The sequence below is a fragment of the Kitasatospora sp. NEAU-CNBT7 genome, from assembly GCF_057220535.1.
On record NZ_JBXQQB010000014.1, the window covers coordinates 123,798 to 145,942 of the forward strand.

A 22,145-nucleotide genomic window follows, 5' to 3' on the forward strand; every position below is an offset into this window, starting at 1 on the left:
GGGCGGGCCGGTCAGCCCTCGGCCGCCGCCATCAGGGTGCGCAGCAGCCGGTTCAGCTGCTCGGCGTCCCGTTCGCCGAGGGCTGCCATGACGTGCTGCTGGACGGTCATGCCGGCGGCCGCGGCGCCGTCGACGGTGTCCAGTCCGGCCGGGGTGAGGGTGACCTTGAGGCCGCGCCGGTCGGTCGGGTCGGGGGAGCGGGTGAGCAGGCCGGCCCGTTCCAGTTTGTCGAGGCGGCCGGTCATGCCGCCGGTGGTGAGCATCAGGGTGGCGGTCAGCTCGCGCGGCGAGAGGGTGTACGGCTCGCCGGCCCGCCGCAGGGTGGCGAGCACGTCGAACTCGCCGCGGCCGATCCCGTACGGGGCGTAGGCCTGCTCCGCGCGCTCGCCCATGGCCCGGGCGATCCGGTAGATCCGGCCGAACGCGGCCATCGCCTCGGTCTGCGGGGTGAGGTCGGGGCGTTCGCGGCGCCACTGGGCGGCGATGGCGTCGACCGGGTCGGCCTGATCGGCCTGATCGGCCGGGGCCGGCTGGGCGGGGTCGGTGGTGGTGCGGTCCATGCGGCCAGTCTGGCACAGAACCTTTGCGGCAAGCTGCTTAGCAGAAAGTGGCTTGCGAGTGATTGGCTTAGTGCTAAGTTATTTTCATGCTTTCTTCCTCGCGCACCCTGCTGCTCACCGCGCTCGCCCCGCTCGCCTGGGGCTCCACCTACGCCGTCACCGCCGAGTTCCTGCCGCCCGACCGCCCGCTGCTGGCCGCCACCCTGCGGGCGCTGCCCGCCGGGCTGGTCCTGCTGGCGGCCACCCGGGTCCTGCCCCGCGGCCACTGGTGGTGGAAGGCCGCCGTGCTCGGGGCGCTCAACATCGGGATCTTCTTCGCGCTGCTGTTCATCGCCGCCTACCGGCTGCCCGGCGGCGTGGCCGCGGTGCTCGGCGCCGTACAGCCGCTGCTGGCCGCCGGCCTCGCCGTCCCGCTGCTCGGCGAGCGGGTCGGCCGCCGCTCCCTGCTGGCGGGTCTGGCGGGCGTGGTCGGGGTGGCCCTGGTGGTGCTCAGGGCCACCGCCCGGCTGGACGCCCTCGGCGTCCTGGCCGGCCTGGCCGGCGCCGCCTGCATGGCCACCGGCACCGTGCTGACCAAGCGCTGGGGGCGGCCGGAGGGCGTCGGCCCGCTGGCCATGACGGGCTGGCAACTGGCCGCCGGCGGGCTGCTGCTGCTCCCGGTCGCGCTGCTGGTGGAGGGCGCCCCGCCGGCCCTCACCGCGGTCAACCTCGCCGGGTACGCCTACCTGGCCATCGCCAACACGGCGCTCGCGTACTGGATCTGGTTCGCCGGGGTCGGCCGGCTGCCCGCGGCCTCGGTCGCCCTGCTCGGGCTGCTCAGCCCGGTCTCGGCCGCGGTGCTCGGCTGGGCCGCGCTCGGCCAGGCCCTGACCGCGGTCCAACTGCTCGGCATGGGCATCGCGCTGGGCTCGACCGTGCTCGGCCGGCCCCGGGCCCGGACGCGCCGGGGGGAGGCCGACACCGCCGGCCTCCCCCCGGTCGCACCGCGGTCTCAGTCGACCTCGGCCACCGCCTGAGCGAACTGCGCCTGGTAGAGCCGGTGGTACGCGCCCTGGGCGCCGATCAGTTCCTCGTGCGAGCCCTGCTCGACGATCGACCCGTCCTCCATCACCAGGATCACGTCGGCGTCCCGGATGGTGGAGAGCCGGTGGGCGATCACGAAGCTGGTCCGGCCGCTGCGCAGCCGGGCCATCGCCCGCTGGATGAGCACCTCGGTACGGGTGTCGACCGAGCTGGTGGCCTCGTCCAGGACCAGGATGCCGGGCTGGGCGAGGAACGCCCGGGCGATGGTGATCAGCTGCTTCTCGCCCGCGCTGACACCGGTGCCCTCGTCGTCGATCACCGTGTCGTAGCCGTCCGGCAGGGTCCGTACGAAGCGGTCCACGTGGGCCGCCTTCGCCGCCTCGATCACCTGCTCGCGGGTGGCGCCCTCGGCGCCGTACGCGATGTTGTCGGCGATCGAGCCGCCGAACAGCCAGGTGTCCTGGAGCACCATGCCGATGCCGGAGCGCAGCTCCTCGCGGGCCATCGCGCCGATGTCCACGCCGTCCAGGGTGATCCGGCCGCCGCTCACCTCGTAGAACCGCATCAGCAGGTTGACCAGGGTGGTCTTGCCGGCGCCGGTCGGGCCGACGATCGCCACCGTGTGCCCGGGCTCGACCTTCAGCGACAGGCTCTCGATCAGCGGCTTGTCGGCGTCGTAGCGGAACGACACGTCCTCGAAGGCGACCCGGCCGTTCAGCGCCGCCGGGCGCTGCGGCACGGCGGGCTCGGGGGTCTGCTCGGGGGCGTCGAGCAGCTCGAAGACCCGCTCGGCGGAGGCCACCCCGGACTGCACCAGGTTGGCCATCGAGGCGACCTGGGTGAGCGGCTGGCTGAACTGCCGGGAGTACTGGATGAACGCCTGCACGTCGCCGATGGACAGCGCACCGCTCGCCACCCGCAGCCCGCCGACCACCGCCACCAGCACGTAGTTGAGGTTGCCGATCAGCATCATCGCGGGCTGGATGATCCCGGAGATGAACTGGGCCTTGAAGGCGGACTCGTAGAGGTCCTCGTTCTCCTTGCGGAAGATCTCCGCGGCCTCCCGCTGGCGGCCGAACACCTTCACCACCGCGTGGCCGGTGTACATCTCCTCGATGTGCGCGTTCAGCTTGCCGGTGGTGCGCCACTGGGCCACGAACTGCGGCTGGGCCCGCTTGCCGACCCGGGTGGCGACCACCACCGACAGCGGCACCGAGACCAGCGCGATCAGCGCCAGCAGCCAGGAGATCCAGAACATCATCGCCAGCACGCCGACGATGGTCAGCAGCGAGTTCACCACCTGGCCCATGGTCTGCTGCATGGACTGGCCGATGTTGTCGATGTCGTTGGTGACCCGGCTGAGCACCTCGCCGCGCGGCTGCCGGTCGAAGTAGCTGAGCGGCAGCCGGGAGATCTTCTCCTCGACGTCCTTGCGCAGCCGGTACACCGCCCGGTTGATGGCCAGCGCGGCCAGCCGGCCCTGGAAGATGCCGAAGACGGTCGCGGCCAGGTAGATGCCGAGCACCCAGAGCAGCACGGTGCCGATCGCGCCGAAGTCCATGCCCTGGCCGGGGGTGAAGTCCACCGAGCCGACCAGGTGGGCCAGCTTGTCGCCGCCCCGCTGCTGGGCCATCTCGACGGCCTGGGCCTTGGTGGTGCCGGGCGCGTACTGCCCGCCGACCACCCCGGCGACGATCAGGTCGGTGGCGTGGCCGAGGATCTTCGGCCCGACCACGGCGGCGCCGATGCTCAGGGTGCCGAGCGCCAGCACCCCGGTGATCAGGTTGCGTTCGGGCCGCAGCCGGCCCAGCAGCCGCTTGCCGGAGTTCTTGAAGTCCAGTGACTTCTCCGCGCCCTGGGCGCCCATGAACCGGCCCGGTCCGGCCGGTCCGCGCCGTGCGGCGGCCTCCTGCGAGCCGCCCGGCTTCGGGGCCTCGGCGCCCGGGGCCCCGCCCGGGGCCTGCTTCGCGGTGGTCACGCCGCCTCCTGCTCGGTGAGCTGGGAGAGCACGATCTCCCGGTACGTCGGGTTGTCCGCCATGAGCTCCTGGTGGGTGCCGCTGCCCACCACCGCGCCCTCGTCGAGGACGATGATCAGGTCGGCGTCGCGGATGGTGGAGACCCGCTGGGCGACGATCACCACGGCGGCGTCCGCGGTCTCCTCGGCGAGCGCGGCGCGCAGCCGGGCGTCGGTCGCGTAGTCGAGCGCCGAGAACGAGTCGTCGAAGAGGTAGATCTCCGGCTTGCTGACCAGCGCCCGGGCGATGGCGAGCCGCTGGCGCTGGCCGCCGGAGACGTTGGAGCCGCCCTGGGAGACCGGGGCGTCCAGGCCTTCGGGGAGGAGTTCGACGAAGTCCCTGGCCTGGGCGGTCTCCAGGGCCTGCCAGAGTTCGTCGTCGGTGGCGTCGGGGCGGCCGTAGCGCAGGTTGGAGGCGATCGTGCCGGAGAACAGGTAGGGCTTCTGCGGGACCAGGCCGATCACCCCGGCCAGCCGGTCGGGCGCGATCTCGCGCACGTCGACGCCGTTGACCAGGACCTCGCCGCCGGTGGCGTCGAAGAGCCGCGGGACGAGACCGATCAGGGTGGACTTGCCACTGCCGGTCGAGCCGATCACGGCGGTGGTCCGGCCGGGCCGGGCGGTGAGGTCGATGCCGCGCAGCACGGGGGCCTCGGCGCCCGGGTAGCGGAAGTCGACGCCGCGCAGCTCCAGCAGGCCGCGGGCGCGCAGTTCGGTGACGGGGGAGGCGGGCGGGACGACGCTGGTGTCGGTGTCCAGCACCTCCTCGATCCGCTCGGCGCAGACCTCGGCGCGCGGCACCATCATGAACATGAAGGTGGCCATCATGACGCTCATCAGGATCTGCATCAGGTAGGACAGGAACGCGGTGAGCGCACCGATCTGCATGCCGCCGCTGGCGATCCGGTGCGCGCCGAACCAGAGCACGGCGATGCTGGAGACGTTGACCACGCCCATCACGGTGGGGAACATCAGCGCCAGCAGCCGGCCCACCCGCAGCGAGTACCCGGCCAGGTCCTCGCTGGCGGTGTCGAACCGCTGCTTCTCGTGCCCGTCCTTGACGAAGGCCCGGATCACCCGGATGCCGGTGATCTGCTCGCGCAGGATCCGGTTGACGGTGTCGATCCGTCCCTGCATGCCGCGGAACTGCGGCCGCAGCCGCCGGATCAGCAGCAGCACGACCGCGCCGAGCGCCGGCACCACGGCCAGCAGCAGCCCGGACAGCGGCACGTCCTGGTTGAGCGCCATCACGATGCCGCCGACGCACATGATCGGCGCGGCCACCATCAGGGTGAACGCCAGCAGGGTCACCATCTGGACCTGCTGGACGTCGTTGGTGGTGCGGGTGATCAGCGACGGCGCGCCGAACCGGCCGAGCTCGCGGGCGGAGAAGCTCTGCACCCGGTCGAAGACCGAGGCCCGGATGTCCCGGCCGACCGCCATCGCGGTCCGCGCCGCGTAGTACACCGCGGCGATCGAGCTTCCCGCCTGGGCCAGCGAGACGCCGATCATGACGCCGCCGACCCGCAGGATGTAGCCGGTGTCGCCCTTGATCACGCCGTTGTCGATGATGTCGGCGTTGAGCGTGGGCAGGTACAGCATGCCGATGGTGGAGATCAGTTGGAGGAGCACGAGTAGGAGGATGGGTCGGGAGTAGGGCCTCAGATGGGCCCGGAGAAGTCTGATGAGCACCGTGACACTCTCGTCGTCGCCGGGGTGCCGCGCATCCCCGTTTTCTCAATCCGTACCGCGCGGGTCCGGCCTCTTCGCTGCCGAACCTGCGGGCTTGTACAGTCCTTTGCACTGCCGGTCCGCGGGGGTGCCACCCTCCGTGACCCCCTTACGGAACGGCTCCGTACCCCCTAGGCTGCTGATTGCCGTCTTGTTACTCACTGGTTAATAAGTCGGCCGATACGGCTGCCCCCCACAACCGCCGTCCCACCACCCTGGCCACCCGCCCCCCGGAGGTCCCCGTTGAGCAGTGTGCAGTCCATGATCGAGCGGCGTCCGCCCTCCGTGGCACACCTCTTCCTCAGCAGGGTAGAGGCCACTCCCGACCATGAGGCGTACCGGTACCCCGCACCGGTGGACGAGCACGCGGCCGACGGCGCCCCCGGCGCCGAGCAGTGGCGCTCGCTCACCTGGGCGCAGACCGCGGTGCGGGTCAGGTCGGTCGCGGCCGGTCTGCTCTCGCTGGGCATCGGCGCGGAGGACCGGGTCGCCATCGCGTCCGCCACCAGGATCGAGTGGATCATCGCGGACCTCGGCAACATGTGTGCCGGCGCGGCCACCACCACGGTCTACCCCAGCACCAACGCCGACGAGTCGGCCTTCATCCTCGCCAACGCCGGCTGCCGCGCGGTGTTCGCCGAGAACGAGGTCCAGCTCGCCAAGGTGGTCGCCGAGCGCGACAGCCTCCCCGAGCTCGACCACGTCGTCCTGTTCGACGCCCCGGCCGGCCCGGCCGAGGCGGCCGGCCTGAACGTGATCACCCTGGCCGAGCTGGAGGAGCGCGGCGCCGCGTACCTGGCCGAGCACCCGGACGCGGTGGACAAGGCCGTCGACGCGATCGACAAGGAGCAGCTCGCCACCCTGATCTACACCTCCGGCACCACCGGCCGCCCCAAGGGCGTGCGCCTGGTGCACGACTGCTGGGCGTACGAGGGCGTGGCCCAGCAGGAGAGCGGGCTGCTGCGCGCCGAGGACGTCCAGTTCATGTGGCTGCCGCTGTCCCACGTGTTCGGCAAGACCCTGATCTCGGGCCAGATCGCCACCGGCCACGTGATGGCCGTGGACGGCCGGGTGGACCGGATCATCCACAACCTGCCGGTGATCCGGCCGACCCTGATGGCCTCCGCGCCCCGGATCTTCGAGAAGGTCTACAACGGAATAGCGGGCAAGGCCAGGGCCGAGGGCGGCGCCAAGTACAAGATCTTCATGTGGGCCGCCGGGGTGGCCCGCGAGTACGCCCGCACCACCCAGGCCAACCGGATCGCCACCGGCCGCGACAGCGCGCCGCTCGGGCTGCGGCTGCAGCACGCCCTCGCGGACAGGCTGGTGTACACCAAGATCCGGGCGGCGTTCGGCGGACAGCTGCGCGGCTCGGTCTCCGGCAGCGCCGCGCTCGCCCCCGAGATCGGCTACTTCTTCGCCGGCGCCGGCGTGCCGGTGCTCGAGGGCTACGGCCTGACCGAGACCTCGGCCGGCTCGACCGTCAACCGCGCCGAGGACGTCCGGGTCGGCACGGTCGGCACCCCGCTGCCCGGCACCGAGGTGCGGATCGCCGAGGACGGCGAGATCCTGCTGCGCGGCCCCGGCGTGATGCGCGGCTACCACAACCTGCCCGAGCAGACCGCGGAGGTGCTGGAGCCGGACGGCTGGTTCCACACCGGCGACATCGGCGAGCTCGCCGCGGACGGCTTCCTGCGGATCACCGACCGCAAGAAGGACATGTTCAAGACCTCCGGCGGCAAGTACGTGGCGCCCAGCGAGGTCGAGGGCAAGTTCAAGGCGATCTGTCCGTTCGTCAGCAACGTCCTGGTGATCGGCAACGGCCGCAACTTCTGCACCGCGCTGATCGGCCTGGACGAGGCGGTGATCATGCCGTGGGCGGCCGAGCACGGCCTGGCCGGCAAGTCGTACGCCGAGGTGGCGGCCGACCCGCAGGTGCACACCCTGATCGAGGGCTTCGTGCAGCGGCTCAACGGCGAGCTCCAGCGCTGGCAGACGATCAAGAAGTTCACGCTGCTCCCGCGTGACCTGGACGTCGAGCACGGTGAGCTGACCCCGAGCCTGAAGATCAAGCGCCCGGTGGTGGAGAAGACCTACGCCGACGCCGTCTCCGGGATGTACGCGGGCACCGTCGAGGCCTGACCCGGGCCCGTACCGGCTGTCCCGCGCCCGTACCACCCGTCCCGCACGGTCCACCCGGGCCGTGCGGGACAATGGGTCAATGCCCTCCGCACTCCCCGACGGCGTTCCCGTGCCGTCCGACGGTTCCCTGCCCGCCCACGCCCTGGCCGGGCTGGGCGAGCGACCGTTCGGTTTCTACGTGCACGTGCCGTACTGCGCCACCCGCTGCGGCTACTGCGACTTCAACACCTACACCGCCACCGAGCTGCGCTCGGCCGGCACCGTCGCCTCCCAGGAGACCTACGCCGACAACCTGGTGGCCGAGGTGCGCCTGGCCCGCCGGGTGCTCGGTGACACCGAGCTGCCCGTGCGCACCGTCTTCCTGGGCGGCGGCACCCCCACCCTGCTGCCCGCCCGCGACCTGGTGAAGATGCTGGGCGCGATCCGGGACGAGTTCGGGCTGGCCCAGGACGCCGAGGTGACCACCGAGGCCAACCCCGAGTCGGTCGACCCCCGCTACCTCGCCGAACTGCGCGAGGGCGGCTTCAACCGGATCTCCTTCGGCATGCAGAGCGCCCGCCCGCACGTGCTCCGACTGCTCGACCGCCACCACACCCCGGGACGCCCGGAGGCCTGCGTCGCGGAGGCCCGGGAGGCGGGCTTCGACCACGTCAACCTCGACCTGATCTACGGCACCCCCGGCGAGTCCGACGACGACTGGCGGGCCTCCCTGGACGCCGCCATCGGCGCCGGACCCGACCACGTCTCGGCCTACTCGCTGATCGTCGAGGACGGCACCAAGCTGGCCGCCCGGGTCAAGCGCGGCGAACTCCCGATGATCGACGACGACGTGCACGCCGACCGCTACCTGATCGCCGAGGAGGCGCTCGCCGCGGCGGGCTTCGGCTGGTACGAGGTCTCCAACTGGGCCACCACCGAGGCCGGCCGCTGCAAGCACAACGAGCTGTACTGGACCGGCGGCGACTGGTGGGGCGCCGGCCCTGGCGCGCACAGCCACGTCGGCGGGGTGCGCTGGTGGAACGCCAAGCACCCCGCCGCGTACGCCCAGGCGCTCGCCGAGGGCCGCACCCCGGCGCTCGGCCGGGAACTGCTGGCGGGCGAGGACCGCCGGGTCGAGCGGATCCTGCTCGAGCTGCGCCTGGTCGACGGCTGCCCGCTCACCCTGCTCACCCCGGACGGCCTGCGGGCCGCCGAACGGGCGCTCGCCGACGGCCTGCTGGACCCGGCGGCGTTCGCCGACGGCCGGGCCGCCCTCACCCTGCGCGGCCGGCTGCTGGCCGACGGCGTGGTCCGCGACCTGGTGGACTGAGCCGGGCCCGCGGCTCAGTCCACCGCGAGGGTCACGAAGTCGATCAGCTCCTCGACCCGGCCCAGCAGTGCCGGGTCCAGGTCGCGGTAGCTGCGCACCGAGCCGAGGATCCGCTTCCAGGCGGCCGGGGTGTCGGCCGGCCAGCCCAGGCGGCGGCAGACGCCCTCCTTCCAGGACTCCCCGCGCGGCACCTGCGGCCAGGCCGCGATGCCCACCGAGGAGGGCTTCACGGCCTCCCAGACGTCGATGTACGGGTGGCCGACCACCAGCACCCCGTCGCCGGTCACCTGCGCGGCGATCCGGTGCTCCTTGGTGCCCGGCAGCAGGTGGTCGACCAGCACCCCGAGCCGGCGCCCCGGGCCGGGCCCGAAGGCGTCGACGATCGCCGGCAGGTCGTCGATCCCCTCCAGGTACTCCACCACCACGCCCTCGATCCGCAGGTCGTCACCCCAGACCCGCTCCACCAGCTCGGCGTCGTGCCGCCCCTCGACGTAGATCCGCGACTCCCGGGCCACCCGCGCCCGCGCGCCGGGCACCGCCAGCGACCCGGACGCCGTCACGGCCGGCCCGCGCGCGGGCGCCGCGGCGGCCGGCCGGACCAGGGTCACCACCCGGCCCTCCAGCAGGAACCCGCGCGGGGTCAGCGGGAACACCCGGTGCTTGCCGAAGCGGTCCTCCAGGGTGACGGTCACCCCCTCGGCGGTCTTCTCGCACCGCACCACGGCCCCGCAGAACCCGGTCACGGCCTCCTCGACCACCAGGTCACGCTCGGCCGCCACCTCGGGGGCGGGCTGCTGCCGCTTCCACGGCGGGGTCAGGTCCGGGCCGTACTGCCTGCTGCGCATGCCGGGACTATACGGAACCCGACGCACCGTCACCCGCCCCGACCCGCCCCCGCGGCCCCGCCCCCGAGGTGGCGGCCGCTCGGCCGCCGCCTCAGAGCCCGGGCGCACCCCAGACCGGGAACCAGCGGCTCAGGTCCTGCTCCAGCCGCAGGTCGTTGCCGAGCATCGCCTTCACCTGCAGCTCCAGCGGGCTGTTGCGCTTCTCCCCGCCCCCCGGCACCGGCGCGAACGGGTAGAAGGACCCGCGCTTGTACAGGTAGACCAGTGCCAGCGGCTGCCCCGCCTCGTTGCGGAAGCCGACCAGCGAGCAGAGCAGCTGCGGGCCGAAGCCGTTGCCCTCCAGCTCGCTGTTGACCGCGTGCAGGTCGTTGACCAGGTCCGGCAGCTCCTCGGCGGTGTGCCGGGCCAGCAGCCAGGAGTAGCCGTAGGCGTCCTGAGAGGCCTCCACCGGCACCCCGCCGTTCGGGGTGTCGGCGTCCAACAGCGCCCGGACCTGCCGCTGGACCTCGGCGAAGGCGCCGCCCTCCACCGCCGCGAAGCAGACCGAGCCCAGCCCGGTCGGGCGGAAGCCGGCGGCCGCCTCCAGGGTCAGCGCCGCCGAGGGCACCCCGAAGAGCTGGTCAAGGTCCGGCCGGACCGGCTTGGTCCGGCCGAACAGTGCGTCCAGGAATCCCACGTCCAGCTCCTCGTCACCGGCCGAGTTCGGCCGAGATCTTCGCCAGCTGCGCCAGCCGCTGCTCCAGCGACGGATGGGTGGACAGCAGCTGGGTGGCGGCCTCCCGGGCGCTCAGCGCCGGGGCGAAGTAGAAGGCGTTGTAGGGCTGCGCCTGGCGCAGGTCCTTGGTCGGGATGGCGGCGATCTGCCCGGTCACCTTGGTCAGTGCGGAGGCCAGCGCGCTCGGCCGGCCGGTCAGCTGGGCGGCGGCCCGGTCGGCGGCCAGCTCCCGGTAGCGCGAGAGCAGCCGGGTGAGCAGGAAGCTGATCGCGTAGACCACGATGCTGACCAGCGGGATGATGATCGCCGCGATGGCCGCGGTGCTGTCGTTGCTGTTGCGGTTGCCGCCCAGGAACCCGCCGTACAGGGCGATCCTGGTCATCGCGCCGGCCAGCACCCCGAGGAAGCCGGCGACGGTCATCACCGCCACGTCCCGGTGGGCGACGTGCGAGAGCTCGTGGGCGAGCACGCCTTCGAGCTCCTCGGGCTCCAGCCGGCGCAGCAGCCCGGTGGTGACGCAGACCACGGCCTTCTCGGGTTTGCGGCCGGTGGCGAAGGCGTTCGGCATGTCGTTGACGGCGACCGCGACCCGGGGCTTGGGCATGTCGGCCAGTGCGCAGAGCCGGTCGATGGTGCCGTGCAGCTGCGGGTACTGCTCGGGGGTGACCTCGTGGGCGCCCATCGCCCGCTCGGTGATCTTGTCGCTGAACCAGAACTGCGCCACGAACAGGCCGCCGGAGATCAGGACGATCAGCGGCCAGGCCCCGCGCAGCAGTGCGATCAGCAGCCCGGTGAACCCCACGTAGACCAGGCCGATCAGGAACATCGTGGTGACCATCCGGCCGGTCAGCCCCCGGTCGGGGGCGAACCGGGAGTGCTCTCCCGAAGTCGACATCGCCACTCCCTCGCTCGTCGCGCTCGCCTCCGATGCTCCCACTCGCGGCCGCCCCGGGCACCATGCGCCACGGGTGCCGTCCGGCGATGCGGGCAGGATCACCTGGGCGGCCCGTTCCTGCCGTCGGACCCGGGCCTTACACTGGCTGGTAAGGTCCTGGCACTCTGCCTGCCGGAGTGCCAGATATCGGACACTCAACAGCTCAACGGACGAAGACGGAGGTGCGTGCCCATGGTCGACGAGCCCCGTTCCTTCGAGCCGTCCCGGGCGGTGGAGCCCCGCCCCGCCGCCCGCCCGCTGGACGACCGCAGGCTGGCCGTGCTGCGGGCGATCGTCCAGGACTACGTGGGCACCGAGGAGCCGGTCGGCTCCAAGGCCCTGGTCGAGCGGCACAGCCTCGGGGTCTCCCCGGCGACCGTGCGCAACGACATGGCGGCGCTGGAGGAGGAGGGCTTCATCCAGCAGCCCCACACCAGCGCCGGCCGGATCCCCACCGACAAGGGCTACCGGCTCTTCGTCGACCGGCTGGCCGAGGTCAAGCCGATGACCAGCCCCGAGCGCCGGGCGATCCGGCACTTCCTGGAGGGCGCGGTCGACCTGGACGACGTGGTGGCCCGCACGGTACGGCTGCTCGCGCAGCTCACCCGGCAGGTCGCGGTGGTCCAGTACCCGTCGCTGACCCGTTCCACGGTCCGCCACATCGAGCTGGTCCAGCTGACGCCGGCCAAGGTGATGCTGGTCCTGATCACCAACACCGGCCGGGTCGAGCAGCGGATGGTCGACTGCCCGGGCCCGGTCGGCGACACCGTGCTGGCGGACCTGCGGGCCCGGCTGAACGGCCAGGCCGGCGGCCGCCCGCTGCCCGAGGTGCCGACGGCACTGGAGGAGCTCCCGGCCGCGTTCGAGCCGGCCGACCGGCCGACCGTCACCGCGGTGCTGGCCACCCTGTTCGAGACGCTGGCCGAACAGAACGAGGAGCGGATCATGCTGGCGGGCACGGCCAACCTGACCCGCTTCGGACACGACTTCCCGCTGACCATCCAGCCGGTGCTGGAGGCCCTCGAGGAGCAGGTGGTCCTGCTCCGCCTGCTGGGTGAGACGGCGGACGCCACGATGACGGTCCGGATCGGCCACGAGAACGCCTACGAGGGGCTCAATTCCACCTCGGTGGTCTCGGTCGGTTACGGTTCGGGCGACCAGAGCGTGGCGAAGCTCGGGGTGATCGGTCCGACCCGGATGGATTACCCGGGCACAATGGGGGCGGTGCGAGCGGTGGCACGGTACGTGGGCCAGATCCTGGCCGAGTCGTAGGACACACGCGCCGCAGGCCGGCGCGCAGCAGTCGCAAGCACTTCTAGAGGCGGAACAAACCGGAGCATTTGGTGGCCACGGACTACTACGCGGTACTCGGCGTCCGACGTGACGCGGGTCAGGACGAGATCAAGAAGGCGTTCCGGCGCCTCGCGCGCGAACTGCACCCGGACGTCAACCCGGACCCCAAGACGCAGGAGCGGTTCAAGGAGATCAACGCCGCCTACGAGGTGCTCTCCGACCCCTCCAAGCGGCAGGTCTACGACCTCGGCGGCGACCCGCTGTCGCCGAACGGCGGCGGTGGCGGCGCGGGCGGGTTCGGCGCGGCCGGATTCGGCTTCTCCGACATCATGGACGCCTTCTTCGGCGCCGCCGGCGGCCAGCGCGGACCGCGCTCGCGCACCCGGCGCGGCCAGGACGCCATGATCCGGCTGGAGATCACCCTGGAGGAGGCCGCGTTCGGCACCACCAAGGAGCTCCAGGTCGACACGGCCGTCACCTGCACCACCTGCGCGGGCGAGGGCGCGGCCCCCGGCACCTCCGCGCAGACCTGTGACATGTGCCGCGGCAAGGGCGAGGTCTCCCAGGTCACCCGGTCCTTCCTGGGCCAGGTCATGACCTCCCGCCCCTGCCCGCAGTGCCAGGGCTTCGGCACCGTGGTGCCGACCCCCTGCCCGGAGTGCGCCGGCGACGGCCGGGTCCGCGCCCGCCGCACCCTCACCGTCAAGATCCCCGCCGGTGTCGACAACGGCACCCGCATCCAGCTGGCCGGCGAGGGCGAGGTCGGCCCCGGCGGCGGCCCGGCCGGCGACCTCTACGTCGAGATCGCCGAGACCAGCCACCCGACCTTCCAGCGCCGCGGCGACGACCTGCACTGCACGGTCACCATCCCGATGACGGCCGCCGCGCTCGGCACCCAGGTGCCGCTGCAGACCCTGGACGGGCTGGAGGAGGTCGACATCCGGCCCGGCACCCAGTCCGGCCAGTCGATCCCGCTGCACGGCCGGGGCATCACCCACCTGCGCGGCGGCGGCCGCGGCGACCTGATAGTGCATGTCGAGGTGCAGACGCCCACCAAGCTCGACCCCGAGCAGGAGGAACTGCTGCGCCGACTCGCGGTGCTGCGCGGCGAGGAGCGGCCGGCCGGCCACTTCGCGCCGGGCCAGCAGGGGCTGTTCTCCCGCCTGAAGGACGCCTTCAACGGCCGCTGAGCCGCCGGGAGGCCCGAGCGGCCGACCCTCGCGACACCCCGCAGGCCCGTCCGGGCCGGCGGGGTGTCGCGCGCTCCGGCGCCACTGCCTTCCACCGCTTCCCGTTCCCGCCCGGCCCAGGCCGGGCCCCCGTCCCGTCCCACCGGAGGTTCGTCCCATGACCGCGCCCGTGTTCGTCGTCGAGACCGCCCGGCTGGCCGCGGCCGGGCCCGGATCGGTGGTACGGCTGGACGGGCCGGAGGGGCGCCACGCGGCGGCGGTGAAGCGGCTGACGGCGGGGGAGGCGCTCACCCTGACGGACGGCCTCGGCCTGGGGCTGGACGGCACCGTGGCGGCCGTGCTGGGCAAGGACGCCCTGGACGTCACGGTGACGGCGGTGCGCCGTGAACCGGAGCCGGGCCCGCGGATCGTGGTGGTGCAGGCGCTGCCCAAGGGCGACCGCGGCGAGCTGGCGGTGGAGACCATGACCGAGGTCGGCGTCGACGTGGTGATCCCGTGGGCGGCCTCCCGCTGCATCACCCAGTGGAAGGGCGAGCGCGGCGCCAAGGCGCTCGCCAAGTGGCGGGCCACCGCCCGGGAGGCGGGCAAGCAGTCCCGACGGCTGCGCTTCCCCGAGGTGGCCGACCAGGTGACCACCCGTCAGCTGGTCCCGCTGCTGGAACGGGCGGCGCTCGCCGCCGTCCTGCACGAGGAGGGCGCCGAGCCGCTGGCCACCGCCGAGCTCCCGGCGGCCGGGGACATCGTGCTGGTGGTCGGTCCCGAGGGCGGGGTCTCCCCGGAGGAGCTGGCGGCGTTCGCGCAGGCCGGCGCCCGCCCGCACCGGCTCGGCGGCTCGGTGCTGCGGACCTCCACCGCGGGGGTGGCGGCCGGGGCGCTGCTGCTCGGCCGGACCGGCCGCTGGGGCTGAGTCCGCGACCCGCCGGAGTGCGGGGTTCGCCCTCGAAGAAACCCTTGGCCGCCCCGCCGGGCCCTGCCTAGGGTGACTGCTGTGACCGAACCAGAGAGCACCTCCACGGGCGCCTACCTGCGCCACCCGCACCTGCACGGCGACCTCGTCACCTTCGTCGCCGACGACGACATCTGGCTGGCCCCGGTCGACGGCGGCCGGGCCTGGCGGCTGACCGCCGATCAGGTCCCGGTCAGTCGGCCCCGGTTCTCGCCCGACGGCCGGCTGGTCGCGTTCGCCTCCACCCGCGACGGCGCGCCGGAGATCCACGTCGCCCCGGTCGACGGCGGCCCGGCGCGCCGGCTCACCCACTGGGGCAGCCCGTTCACCGCGCTGCGCGGCTGGACCGCCGACGGCCGGCCGGTCGCCACCACCACCGCCGGGCAGGCCACCATCCGCCGGTCCTGGGCGTTCGCACTGGAGCTGGACGGCGGCGAGCCCACCCGGCTGCCGTACGGGCCGATCGGCGGGCTCGCGTTCGAGCCCGGGGGCGAGCGGGCGCTGCTGCTCTCCGCGATCAGCCGCGAGCCGGGCTGGTGGAAGCGCTACCGCGGCGGCACCGCGGGGAAACTCTGGATCGGCGCGCAGGAGTTCGAGCGGCTGCACCAGGAACTGGACGGCAACATCGAGTCCCCGATGTGGGTGGGGGAGCGGGTCGCCTTCCTCTCCGACCACGAGGGCAGCGGACAGCTGTACTCCAGCCTGCCCGACGGCTCGGACCTGCGCCGGCACACCGACGGCCCGTTCTACGCCCGCAACGCGAGCACCGACGGCACCCGGGTGGTCTGGCACAGCGCCGGCGACCTGTGGCTGCTGGACGGCCTGGACGGCGCCGGACCGCGCCGCCTGGACGTCCGTCCGGCCGGCCCGCGGACCGGCCGCCAGCCCCATCCGACCCCGGCCGCCGGGCAGTTGGAGACGGTCGCGCCGGACCGCACCGGCCGGGCCAGCGCCGTGGTGGTCCGCGGCAGCGTGCACTGGCTGACCCACCGCGAGGGGCCGGCCCGGGTGCTGGACCAGACCCCGGGGGCGCGGGCCCGGCTGGCCCGGGTGGTGCCGGGCGCGGACGGCGGGCAGGGCGCGGTCTGGGTGACCGACGCCGAGGGCGAGGACGCCATCGCGTACGCCCCGGACGTGCTGGGCGCCGAGCGCCGCCGGCTCGCCGCCGGGCAGCTCGGCCGGGTGCTCGACCTGGCCGTCTCGCCGGACGGCGGGCAGCTGGCGGTGGCCTCGCACGACGGCCGGCTGCTGCTCGTCCCGCTCGACGGCGGCGCCGTGCACGAGCTGCTGCGCAGCCCGGACGGCGAGGTCAGCGGCCTGGTGTTCAGCCCGGACTCGGGCTGGCTGGCGTGGTCCCAGCCGGTGCTGGGCCCGTGGGGGCTGCGCCAGATCATGCTGGCCGACCTGGCCACCCGTACGGTCTCCGAGGCGACCCCGCAGCGGTTCGCCGACTACTCGCCGGCCTTCACCGCGGACGGCCGGCACCTGGCCTTCCTGTCGGTGCGCAACTTCGACCCGGTGTACGACTCCCACGTGTTCGACCTGTCGTTCCCGACCGGCGCCCGGCCGTACCTGCTGACGCTGGCGGCCGACACGCCGTCACCGTTCGGACCGCAGCGGGCCGGTCGGCCGGCCGGCGGCGAGCCGGAGGAGGCGAAGGGCGGCAAGGACGCCAAGGACGGCGCCGCGGCGGCCAAGGAGGACGGCGAGCAGGCGCCCCCGCTCACCCGGGTGGACCTGGACGGCCTCGGCGACCGGATCATCCCGTTCCCGGTGGCGGGCGGCCAGTTCGGCAGCCTGCACGCCACCAAGGAGGGCGTGCTGTGGACCCGGGTCCCGCTGCTGGGCGAGCTCGGCGACATCGCCGCCTCGCTGGAGGACGGCCACCCGCGCCCGGCCCTGGAGCGCTTCGACTTCACCCGGCGCAAGGCCGAGGAGCTGGTCGCCGAGGTGGACGGGTACGCCGTCAGCGGTGACGGCACCAGGCTCGTGGTGCTGGACGAGGGCCGGCTGCGGGTGCTGCCGGCGGAGTCCAAGGCCGGTGAGGACGACGACCTGGAGGTGGACCTCGCCCGGGTGCGGGTCACCGTCGACCCGGCCGCCGAGTGGCGGCAGATGTTCGACGAGAACGGCCGCCTGATGCGGGACAACTTCTGGCGGGCCGACATGAGCGGCGTGGACTGGGCCGGGGTGCTGGAGCGCTACCGCCCGCTGCTCGACAAGGTCGGCACCCACGACGAGCTGGTCGACCTGCTCTGGGAGACGGTCGGCGAACTCGGCACCTCGCACGCCTACGTCCGGGCCCCCGGCCGGGGCACCGAGGAGGCCCGCCGGCAGGGGCTGCTCGGCGCCGACCTGGTCCGCGACGGCGACGTCTGGCGGATCGCCCGGATCCTGCCCGGCGAGTCCTCGGATCCGCGGGCCCGCTCCCCGCTGGCCGCGCCCGGCGCGGCGGTCCGCCCGGGTGATGCGATCCTCGCCGTCAACGGCCGCCCGGTCGACCCGGTGACCGGGCCGGCGCCGCTGCTGGCCGGGACCGCCGGCCAGCCGGTGGAACTGACCGTCACCGGCAAGGACGGCACCGGCGAGCGCCACCCGGTGGTGGTGCCGCTGGCCGACGAGGAGGCGCTGCGCTACCACGACTGGGTGGCCGGCCGGCGGGCCGAGACCCGGGAGCTGTCCGGCGGCCGGCTCGGCTACCTGCACGTCCCGGACATGGCCAGCCCCGGCTGGGCCCAGCTCCACCGCGACCTGCGGGTGGAGATGGCCAAGCAGGGCGTGGTGGTCGACCTGCGGGAGAACCGCGGCGGCCACACCTCGCAGCTGATCATCGAGAAGCTCAACCGCCGGATCATCGGCTGGGCCCCGGCCCGGGACGTCGCCAACCCGACCTCGTACCCGGAGGACGCGCCGCGCGGCCCGGTGGTGGCGCTGGCCGACGAGTTCTCCGGCTCGGACGGCGACATCGTCAACGCGGCCATCCAGGCGCTCGGCATCGGCCCGGTGGTCGGCATGCGCACCTGGGGCGGTGTGATCGGCATCGACAGCAAGTACGCGCTGGTGGACGGCACCGCGGTGACCCAGCCCAAGTACGCCTTCTGGCTGGAGGGTTACGGCTGGGGCGTGGAGAACCACGGCGTCGACCCGGACGTCGAGGTGCCGATCGCCCCGCACCAGTGGGCGGCCGGGGTCGACCCGCAGCTCGCCGAGGGCGTCCGGATCGCCCTGGCGGCGCTGGCAGGCGCCCCGGCCAAGACGCCGCCGCCGCTGCCCGAGCTGTGACCGCGGGGGCGGGGGGGCGAACAGGCCGCCCACCCCTACGAGGCCTCCGTCCCCGTAGCTAAGTTCCTTGCCGACGTCGGCGCCGAGCCGGCGGCGGCGGAACACCCCGACGTAGGCGACCAGCCCGAGCAGCCCGGCGATCATCAGGATGACGCCGACCAGGTGCAGGTTCACCCCGGCGAGGTGCCAGTCGACGGCGAAGGCGAGGATCGCCCCGAGCGCGAACACGATGACGCAACCGCCGATTCCCATGGGGACCTCCAACCCGTGGCACGGCCCGTTCGGACCGGCGCTCGCCTACCCCGGGCGGCGGCCGGTATGCGGGGTGTCCCGGCCGGGAGCGTTCACGCCCCGGCGCCGGCCTCCGCCGCCGGTGCCAGCACCTCGGCCCAGACCACCTTGCCGTCGGCGTGCAGGGCCACGCCCCAGTCGTCCGAGAGCCGCTGGACGATGTGCAGGCCGTGCCCGCCCGGCAGGCCTGGGCGGTGCGGGAGGCTGAGCACGGGCGGTGTCCTGACGGCGTCGCTGACCTCGATCCGCAGCCGCTCGGCCGACGCGTGCAGGCTCAACTGCACGGCGCCGCCCGCGTGCAGGCGGGCGTTGGCGACCAGCTCGGAGACGATCAGGAGCAGGTCCTCCACCGCCTCCTCGCCGGGCCACCGCCAGTCGGTGAGGGCCGTACGGGCGAACTCCCGGCCGTGCGCCACCTGTCGGGGCAGCCCGGCCAGGCGGACGGTCCGCCGCTGTCCGGCGGGGGGCAGGTCCGCAGGGAGCCGCCGGGCGGCCTCCGTGCCTCGCTGACCGCTGGTCATCTGGTTCACCCCGGCATGGTCGTTCATGGCTGGTCGATGAGGGGCCGGCGATCCGGGCCCGCGCTGCCGCCGCTCATGCGTCGGCCAGGGCGTCGGGGACCGAGGCGTGCAGCGAGAACACCGCTCCCGCCCCGGTGAGTTCCAGCAGCCGGCCGAACTGCCCGCCGGGCGCGGCCGCCAGCCGGAGCTCGATCTCCGCCTCCTGCGCGGCGATCCTGGTGCGCAGCAGCAGGTTGAGCCCGGAGGAGTCGCAGAAGCCGAGCTCCGCCAGGTCCACCACCACGCGGTCCGGCCCGTCGGCGAGCGCCTGTTCGAGCGCTTCGTCGGCCGGGGCCAGCGAGTCGAGGTCGAGCTCACCGGCGAGCACGACCAGGACGGTGCTGCCCAGCCGCTCCCGGCGGGCGGTCAGCCGGCCGGCCGGGACGGGGGCCACCCGGTGCCCCGCGTCGAATCCTTCGTCGGACATGCGCTCCTCCGTACTGCCCTCGACCACGGCCGACGATAGGCCGCGAAGGGGCGCGAACGGAAGGCCGCGGCCCTCCGGGGCCACCCCTCGCCTTCCCGGCCGCCGGCCGGATATGCAGCCGGCCGGCGTGAGGCGGGCCACCTCGGGTGATCCGTGTGCGATTCGCCCGGACATCGTGAAGAAACGGTGCAGGCGTGATCGGGCCAGCAGGAGCCGGGTACACGGCGTGGGTCGGAGCGCGGACGAACCGTGCAACAGGGCCGGAAGAGGGAGAGCCATGGCCGTCCTGAATCCCACGATGTCGATGCCGAAGGCCGTACCGGAGGGGGAGGCGGGGACGGGGCCGGCGCCGTCGGCGGTGCCGTCGGAGCCGGTCGGGCTGCCGCGGATCGAGGATCCGTCGGCGGTGTCGCCCGCGGACGCCCGGGTGCTGTCCCGGACGCTGTTCCGGCGCCTCGGCGAGCTGGAGGAGGGCACCCGGGAGTTCTCCTACGTCCGCGGGACGCTGGTCGAGCTGAACATGGCGCTGGTGAAGTTCGTGGCCGGCCGCTACCGCACCCGCAGCGAGCCGATGGAGGACATCATCCAGGTCGGCACGGTCGGCCTGATCAAGGCGATCGACCGGTTCGACCCGGCGCAGGGCGTGGAGTTCACCACCTTCGCGATCCCCACCATCGCCGGCGAGATCAAGCGGTTCTTCCGCGACACCGGCTGGATGGTGCACGTGCCCCGCCGGCTGCAGGAGCGGCGGATAGCCCTCGCCAGGGCCACCGACGCACTGCAGCAGCTGCACGACCGCGCCCCCACCACCGCCGAACTCGCCGAACACCTCGGCCTGAGCGAGGAGGAGGTCCGCGAGGGAGTGGTCGCCGCCCGGGCGCAGACCGCCGGCTCGCTCGACCTCGGCCCCGGCGGCGACTCCGAGGACGGCCCGACCCTCGGCGACCGCCTCGCCGTCGAGGAGCGCGACTACGAGCTGGTGCTCGACCGCGAGAGCCTCAAGCCCGCCCTCGCCGCGCTCTCCGACCGCGACCGCGAGGTGCTCTCGCTGCGCTTCGGCGCCGAACTCACCCAGGCCGAGATCGGCGAACTCCTCGGCTTCTCCCAGATGCACGTCTCCCGGATGCTCAAGCGCATCCTCGGCCAGCTGCGCACCGCCCTGCTCGCCGAGAACTGACCCCCGACAATCGAGAACCCGAGCCCGGCCGGTACGGCCCGGGGCGCCCGCGGTCGGCCGACCGTCGTGGGCGCCCCGGGCCGTACCGGCCGGACGGGTCCGGCGGGTCAGGCGGCCGTGGTGACCGTCACGGTGGTGAACCCGGCCGAGCGCAGCAGCCCCTCGAGCATGGACCGGGTGCTCTGCTCGGCGCGCTGGGTGAGTTCGGTGTCCTTGGCGGCCTGCTCGATCTTCTGGGTGGCGAGCAGCTCCACCTGCTGCTGGTTGCCGGGGTTGCCGCTGAAGAAGTCGCCGATCCGGTCGAAGAACCCGCGCTGCTGGAGGTAGACGTAGGACCGGCGGACGTCGAGCGCGGCCGGGGCGAGCTGGGCGTGCGGCACCACCACGGCGGCGGTCGAACGGTCGGCGGAGACGGTCACCGCGCCCTTGTCGAGCGCGCTGAGGTCGACGTACGCGTCCACGGTGCCGGCCGCCACGTACAGGGTCCGGTTGCCGAGCAGCGCCGACGGCAGGAAGGCGGCCTCGTGGTCGAGGTCGACGATGACCTGGAAGTTGCCCTGGGCGCCGGTGAACCGCTTCATGTCCTGGATCGAGCGCAGCAGGACGGGCTGGCTGCGGTCCACCGTCCGGCGCTCGAACGGGTTGGGTATCGAGGGGAACAGGCCCAGGTGCGCCCCGGCGAGGAAGACCGCGAGGATCGCGGCCAGGGTCACCGGCAGGCCGATGTACCAGGGGGTGCGCCGGCCGTCCCGCCGGCGGGGTGCCGGCTCGGGGGCGGTGTCCGCCGCGGTCTCCGGGGCGGGAGTGCCTGCGGCGCCGGAGCCGGCCGGCCGGCTGCGTCTGAGGAGTGCCATCTGCTGCGTCGCCTTCTCTTCGGGAACTGCTCTCGGGAACTGCTTCTCGGTGACTGCTTCTCGGGGCTGTTGCTCCGGGGGATGGCCCGGGGGATGCTCCGGCGGGTGCCGGTTCAGTCGCGTCGGGTGTGCAGGGCGCGGCCGAGGCGCCGGCCGAGCAGCAGGCAGCCCAGCAGCGCACCGGTGGTGTTGAGGATGACGTCGTCGATGTCGAAGGCCCGGCCGACCACCAGCGCGGCCTGGGCGCACTCGACGGTCACCATCACCAGGGCGGTCAGCGCGGTGACCGCGAACGGGCCGCGCAGCCGCTGGAACAGCACCGGCAGCAGCACCCCGAACGGCACCCCGAGCAGCAGGTTCCCGCCCACCTGCTGGGCGGCGGCGCGGACCGCGGGCCGGTCCAGGTAGGCCCGCAGCGAGGCGCCCGGGCGGAGGTTGGCGTGCACCAGGTCGCGGGAGGCGGGCGAGGGCACCAGGGTGACCCGGGCCAGTGCGACCGCGAAGGCCACCGTGGCGGCCAGGGCGAGTGCCAGTACGGCCGCCCGGACCAGGCCGGGCAGCAGGCCGCGGCGGCGCAGGAAGGGTTGCCCGCCGCCGGTCCGGACGGCGGTGGTTCCGGTGGTGGCCCCGGCTCTGCCGCCGGGTGCCGTCGTCGCTCGTGCCATGGTCGCGCTCCCCTCGCCGCGGCGGTCTGCCGCCGGCACCTGGCGGGTACCCCGCGGCGCCCGGGTCAAGCGGATCCGGAGCGGCAGCATGCCGGTCAACTGTTCGGATCTCAAGTCGAGTTGATGCATCGTCCACGACCTGGCGGCGGGCCTGCGTGCGGCGGCCCGGGGCGGGCAGACGAGCC

18 protein-coding genes are annotated in these 22,145 nt (G+C 73.7%); 8 read left to right on the top strand and 10 right to left on the bottom strand.

Going from position 1 to position 22,145, the window contains the following annotated elements; genetic code table 11:
• Window positions 1–11: 11 nt before the first annotated feature.
• Complete coding sequence (locus tag AC2TEW_RS19880; protein WP_484624684.1) at window positions 12–560, bottom strand: MarR family winged helix-turn-helix transcriptional regulator; 549 nt, start codon at window positions 558–560, stop codon at window positions 12–14.
• 86 nt (window positions 561–646) lie between these two features.
• On the opposite strand from AC2TEW_RS19880, the gene AC2TEW_RS19885 reads away from it, so the two are divergent.
• The gene (locus tag AC2TEW_RS19885) at window positions 647–1,576 is read left to right on the top strand and encodes an EamA family transporter (protein ID WP_484624685.1); all 930 of its coding nucleotides are present in this window, start codon (window positions 647–649) and stop codon (window positions 1,574–1,576) included.
• Here AC2TEW_RS19885 and AC2TEW_RS19890 read toward each other — a convergent pair.
• Entirely contained in the window at window positions 1,552–3,561 is a 2,010-nt protein-coding gene (locus tag AC2TEW_RS19890; protein ID WP_484624686.1) for an ABC transporter ATP-binding protein, read from the bottom strand. The genes AC2TEW_RS19885 and AC2TEW_RS19890 overlap by 25 nt on opposite strands.
• Window positions 3,558–5,291, bottom strand: coding sequence for an ABC transporter ATP-binding protein (locus AC2TEW_RS19895; RefSeq protein WP_484624687.1), 1,734 nt, complete (start codon window positions 5,289–5,291; stop codon window positions 3,558–3,560). The genes AC2TEW_RS19890 and AC2TEW_RS19895 overlap by 4 nt, the downstream gene beginning before the upstream one ends.
• A gap of 282 nt (window positions 5,292–5,573) precedes the next feature.
• On the opposite strand from AC2TEW_RS19895, the gene AC2TEW_RS19900 reads away from it, so the two are divergent.
• Window positions 5,574–7,472: an AMP-dependent synthetase/ligase gene (locus AC2TEW_RS19900; RefSeq protein ID WP_484624688.1), complete on the top strand. Its 1,899-nt coding sequence runs from the start codon at window positions 5,574–5,576 to the stop codon at window positions 7,470–7,472.
• 79 nt (window positions 7,473–7,551) lie between these two features.
• A complete protein-coding gene (gene hemW, locus AC2TEW_RS19905) occupies window positions 7,552–8,781 on the top strand; it encodes a radical SAM family heme chaperone HemW (RefSeq protein ID WP_484624689.1) in 1,230 nt (409 codons plus the stop codon).
• Between the two features lie 14 nt (window positions 8,782–8,795).
• Here the strand turns inward: hemW and AC2TEW_RS19910 are convergent, their stop codons facing one another.
• From AC2TEW_RS19910 to htpX, 3 genes are all read right to left on the bottom strand, one after another.
• Window positions 8,796–9,626: a DUF3097 domain-containing protein gene (locus AC2TEW_RS19910; protein WP_484624690.1), complete on the bottom strand. Its 831-nt coding sequence runs from the start codon at window positions 9,624–9,626 to the stop codon at window positions 8,796–8,798.
• 91 nt (window positions 9,627–9,717) lie between these two features.
• Window positions 9,718–10,302 carry a PspA-associated protein PspAB gene (gene pspAB / locus AC2TEW_RS19915; RefSeq protein WP_484624691.1) on the bottom strand — a complete coding sequence of 195 codons (585 nt, stop codon included), beginning with the start codon at window positions 10,300–10,302 and terminating at the stop codon, window positions 9,718–9,720.
• A gap of 13 nt (window positions 10,303–10,315) precedes the next feature.
• The gene (htpX, locus tag AC2TEW_RS19920) at window positions 10,316–11,236 is read right to left on the bottom strand and encodes a zinc metalloprotease HtpX (RefSeq protein WP_484624692.1); all 921 of its coding nucleotides are present in this window, start codon (window positions 11,234–11,236) and stop codon (window positions 10,316–10,318) included.
• Window positions 11,237–11,467: 231 nt separating this feature from the next.
• Here htpX and hrcA point away from each other — a divergent pair, with 231 nt between their 5' ends.
• The 4 genes from hrcA (at window position 11,468) to AC2TEW_RS19940 (ending at window position 17,986) form a co-directional block, all read left to right on the top strand.
• On the top strand, window positions 11,468–12,547 hold the full coding sequence (gene hrcA / locus AC2TEW_RS19925; protein WP_082526573.1) for a heat-inducible transcriptional repressor HrcA: 1,080 nt from the start codon (window positions 11,468–11,470) through the stop codon (window positions 12,545–12,547).
• Window positions 12,548–12,618: 71 nt separating this feature from the next.
• The gene (gene dnaJ, locus AC2TEW_RS19930; protein ID WP_484624693.1) at window positions 12,619–13,758 is read left to right on the top strand and encodes a molecular chaperone DnaJ; all 1,140 of its coding nucleotides are present in this window, start codon (window positions 12,619–12,621) and stop codon (window positions 13,756–13,758) included.
• A 157-nt stretch (window positions 13,759–13,915) separates the two neighbouring features.
• Window positions 13,916–14,665 (top strand): 16S rRNA (uracil(1498)-N(3))-methyltransferase, encoded by a 750-nt coding sequence (locus AC2TEW_RS19935; RefSeq protein ID WP_484624694.1) that lies wholly within the window; start codon window positions 13,916–13,918, stop codon window positions 14,663–14,665.
• A gap of 81 nt (window positions 14,666–14,746) precedes the next feature.
• Window positions 14,747–17,986: a S41 family peptidase gene (locus AC2TEW_RS19940; protein ID WP_484624695.1), complete on the top strand. Its 3,240-nt coding sequence runs from the start codon at window positions 14,747–14,749 to the stop codon at window positions 17,984–17,986.
• Between the two features lie 344 nt (window positions 17,987–18,330).
• Here the strand turns inward: AC2TEW_RS19940 and AC2TEW_RS19945 are convergent, their stop codons facing one another.
• Window positions 18,331–18,825, bottom strand: a complete 495-nt coding sequence (locus AC2TEW_RS19945; RefSeq protein WP_484624696.1) for an ATP-binding protein — start codon at window positions 18,823–18,825, stop codon at window positions 18,331–18,333.
• A 46-nt stretch (window positions 18,826–18,871) separates the two neighbouring features.
• The gene (locus AC2TEW_RS19950) at window positions 18,872–19,264 is read right to left on the bottom strand and encodes an STAS domain-containing protein (protein ID WP_484624697.1); all 393 of its coding nucleotides are present in this window, start codon (window positions 19,262–19,264) and stop codon (window positions 18,872–18,874) included.
• Window positions 19,265–19,541: 277 nt separating this feature from the next.
• Between AC2TEW_RS19950 and AC2TEW_RS19955 the strand changes: the two genes are divergently transcribed.
• A complete protein-coding gene (locus AC2TEW_RS19955) occupies window positions 19,542–20,441 on the top strand; it encodes an RNA polymerase sigma factor SigF (RefSeq protein ID WP_484624698.1) in 900 nt (299 codons plus the stop codon).
• A gap of 107 nt (window positions 20,442–20,548) precedes the next feature.
• Here the strand turns inward: AC2TEW_RS19955 and AC2TEW_RS19960 are convergent, their stop codons facing one another.
• Together AC2TEW_RS19960 and AC2TEW_RS19965 are read right to left on the bottom strand one after the other, a co-directional pair.
• Window positions 20,549–21,295: a DUF4230 domain-containing protein gene (locus AC2TEW_RS19960; protein WP_484624699.1), complete on the bottom strand. Its 747-nt coding sequence runs from the start codon at window positions 21,293–21,295 to the stop codon at window positions 20,549–20,551.
• 113 nt (window positions 21,296–21,408) lie between these two features.
• Complete coding sequence (locus AC2TEW_RS19965; RefSeq protein ID WP_484624700.1) at window positions 21,409–21,960, bottom strand: VanZ family protein; 552 nt, start codon at window positions 21,958–21,960, stop codon at window positions 21,409–21,411.
• Between the last annotated feature and the right edge of the window lie 185 nt (window positions 21,961–22,145).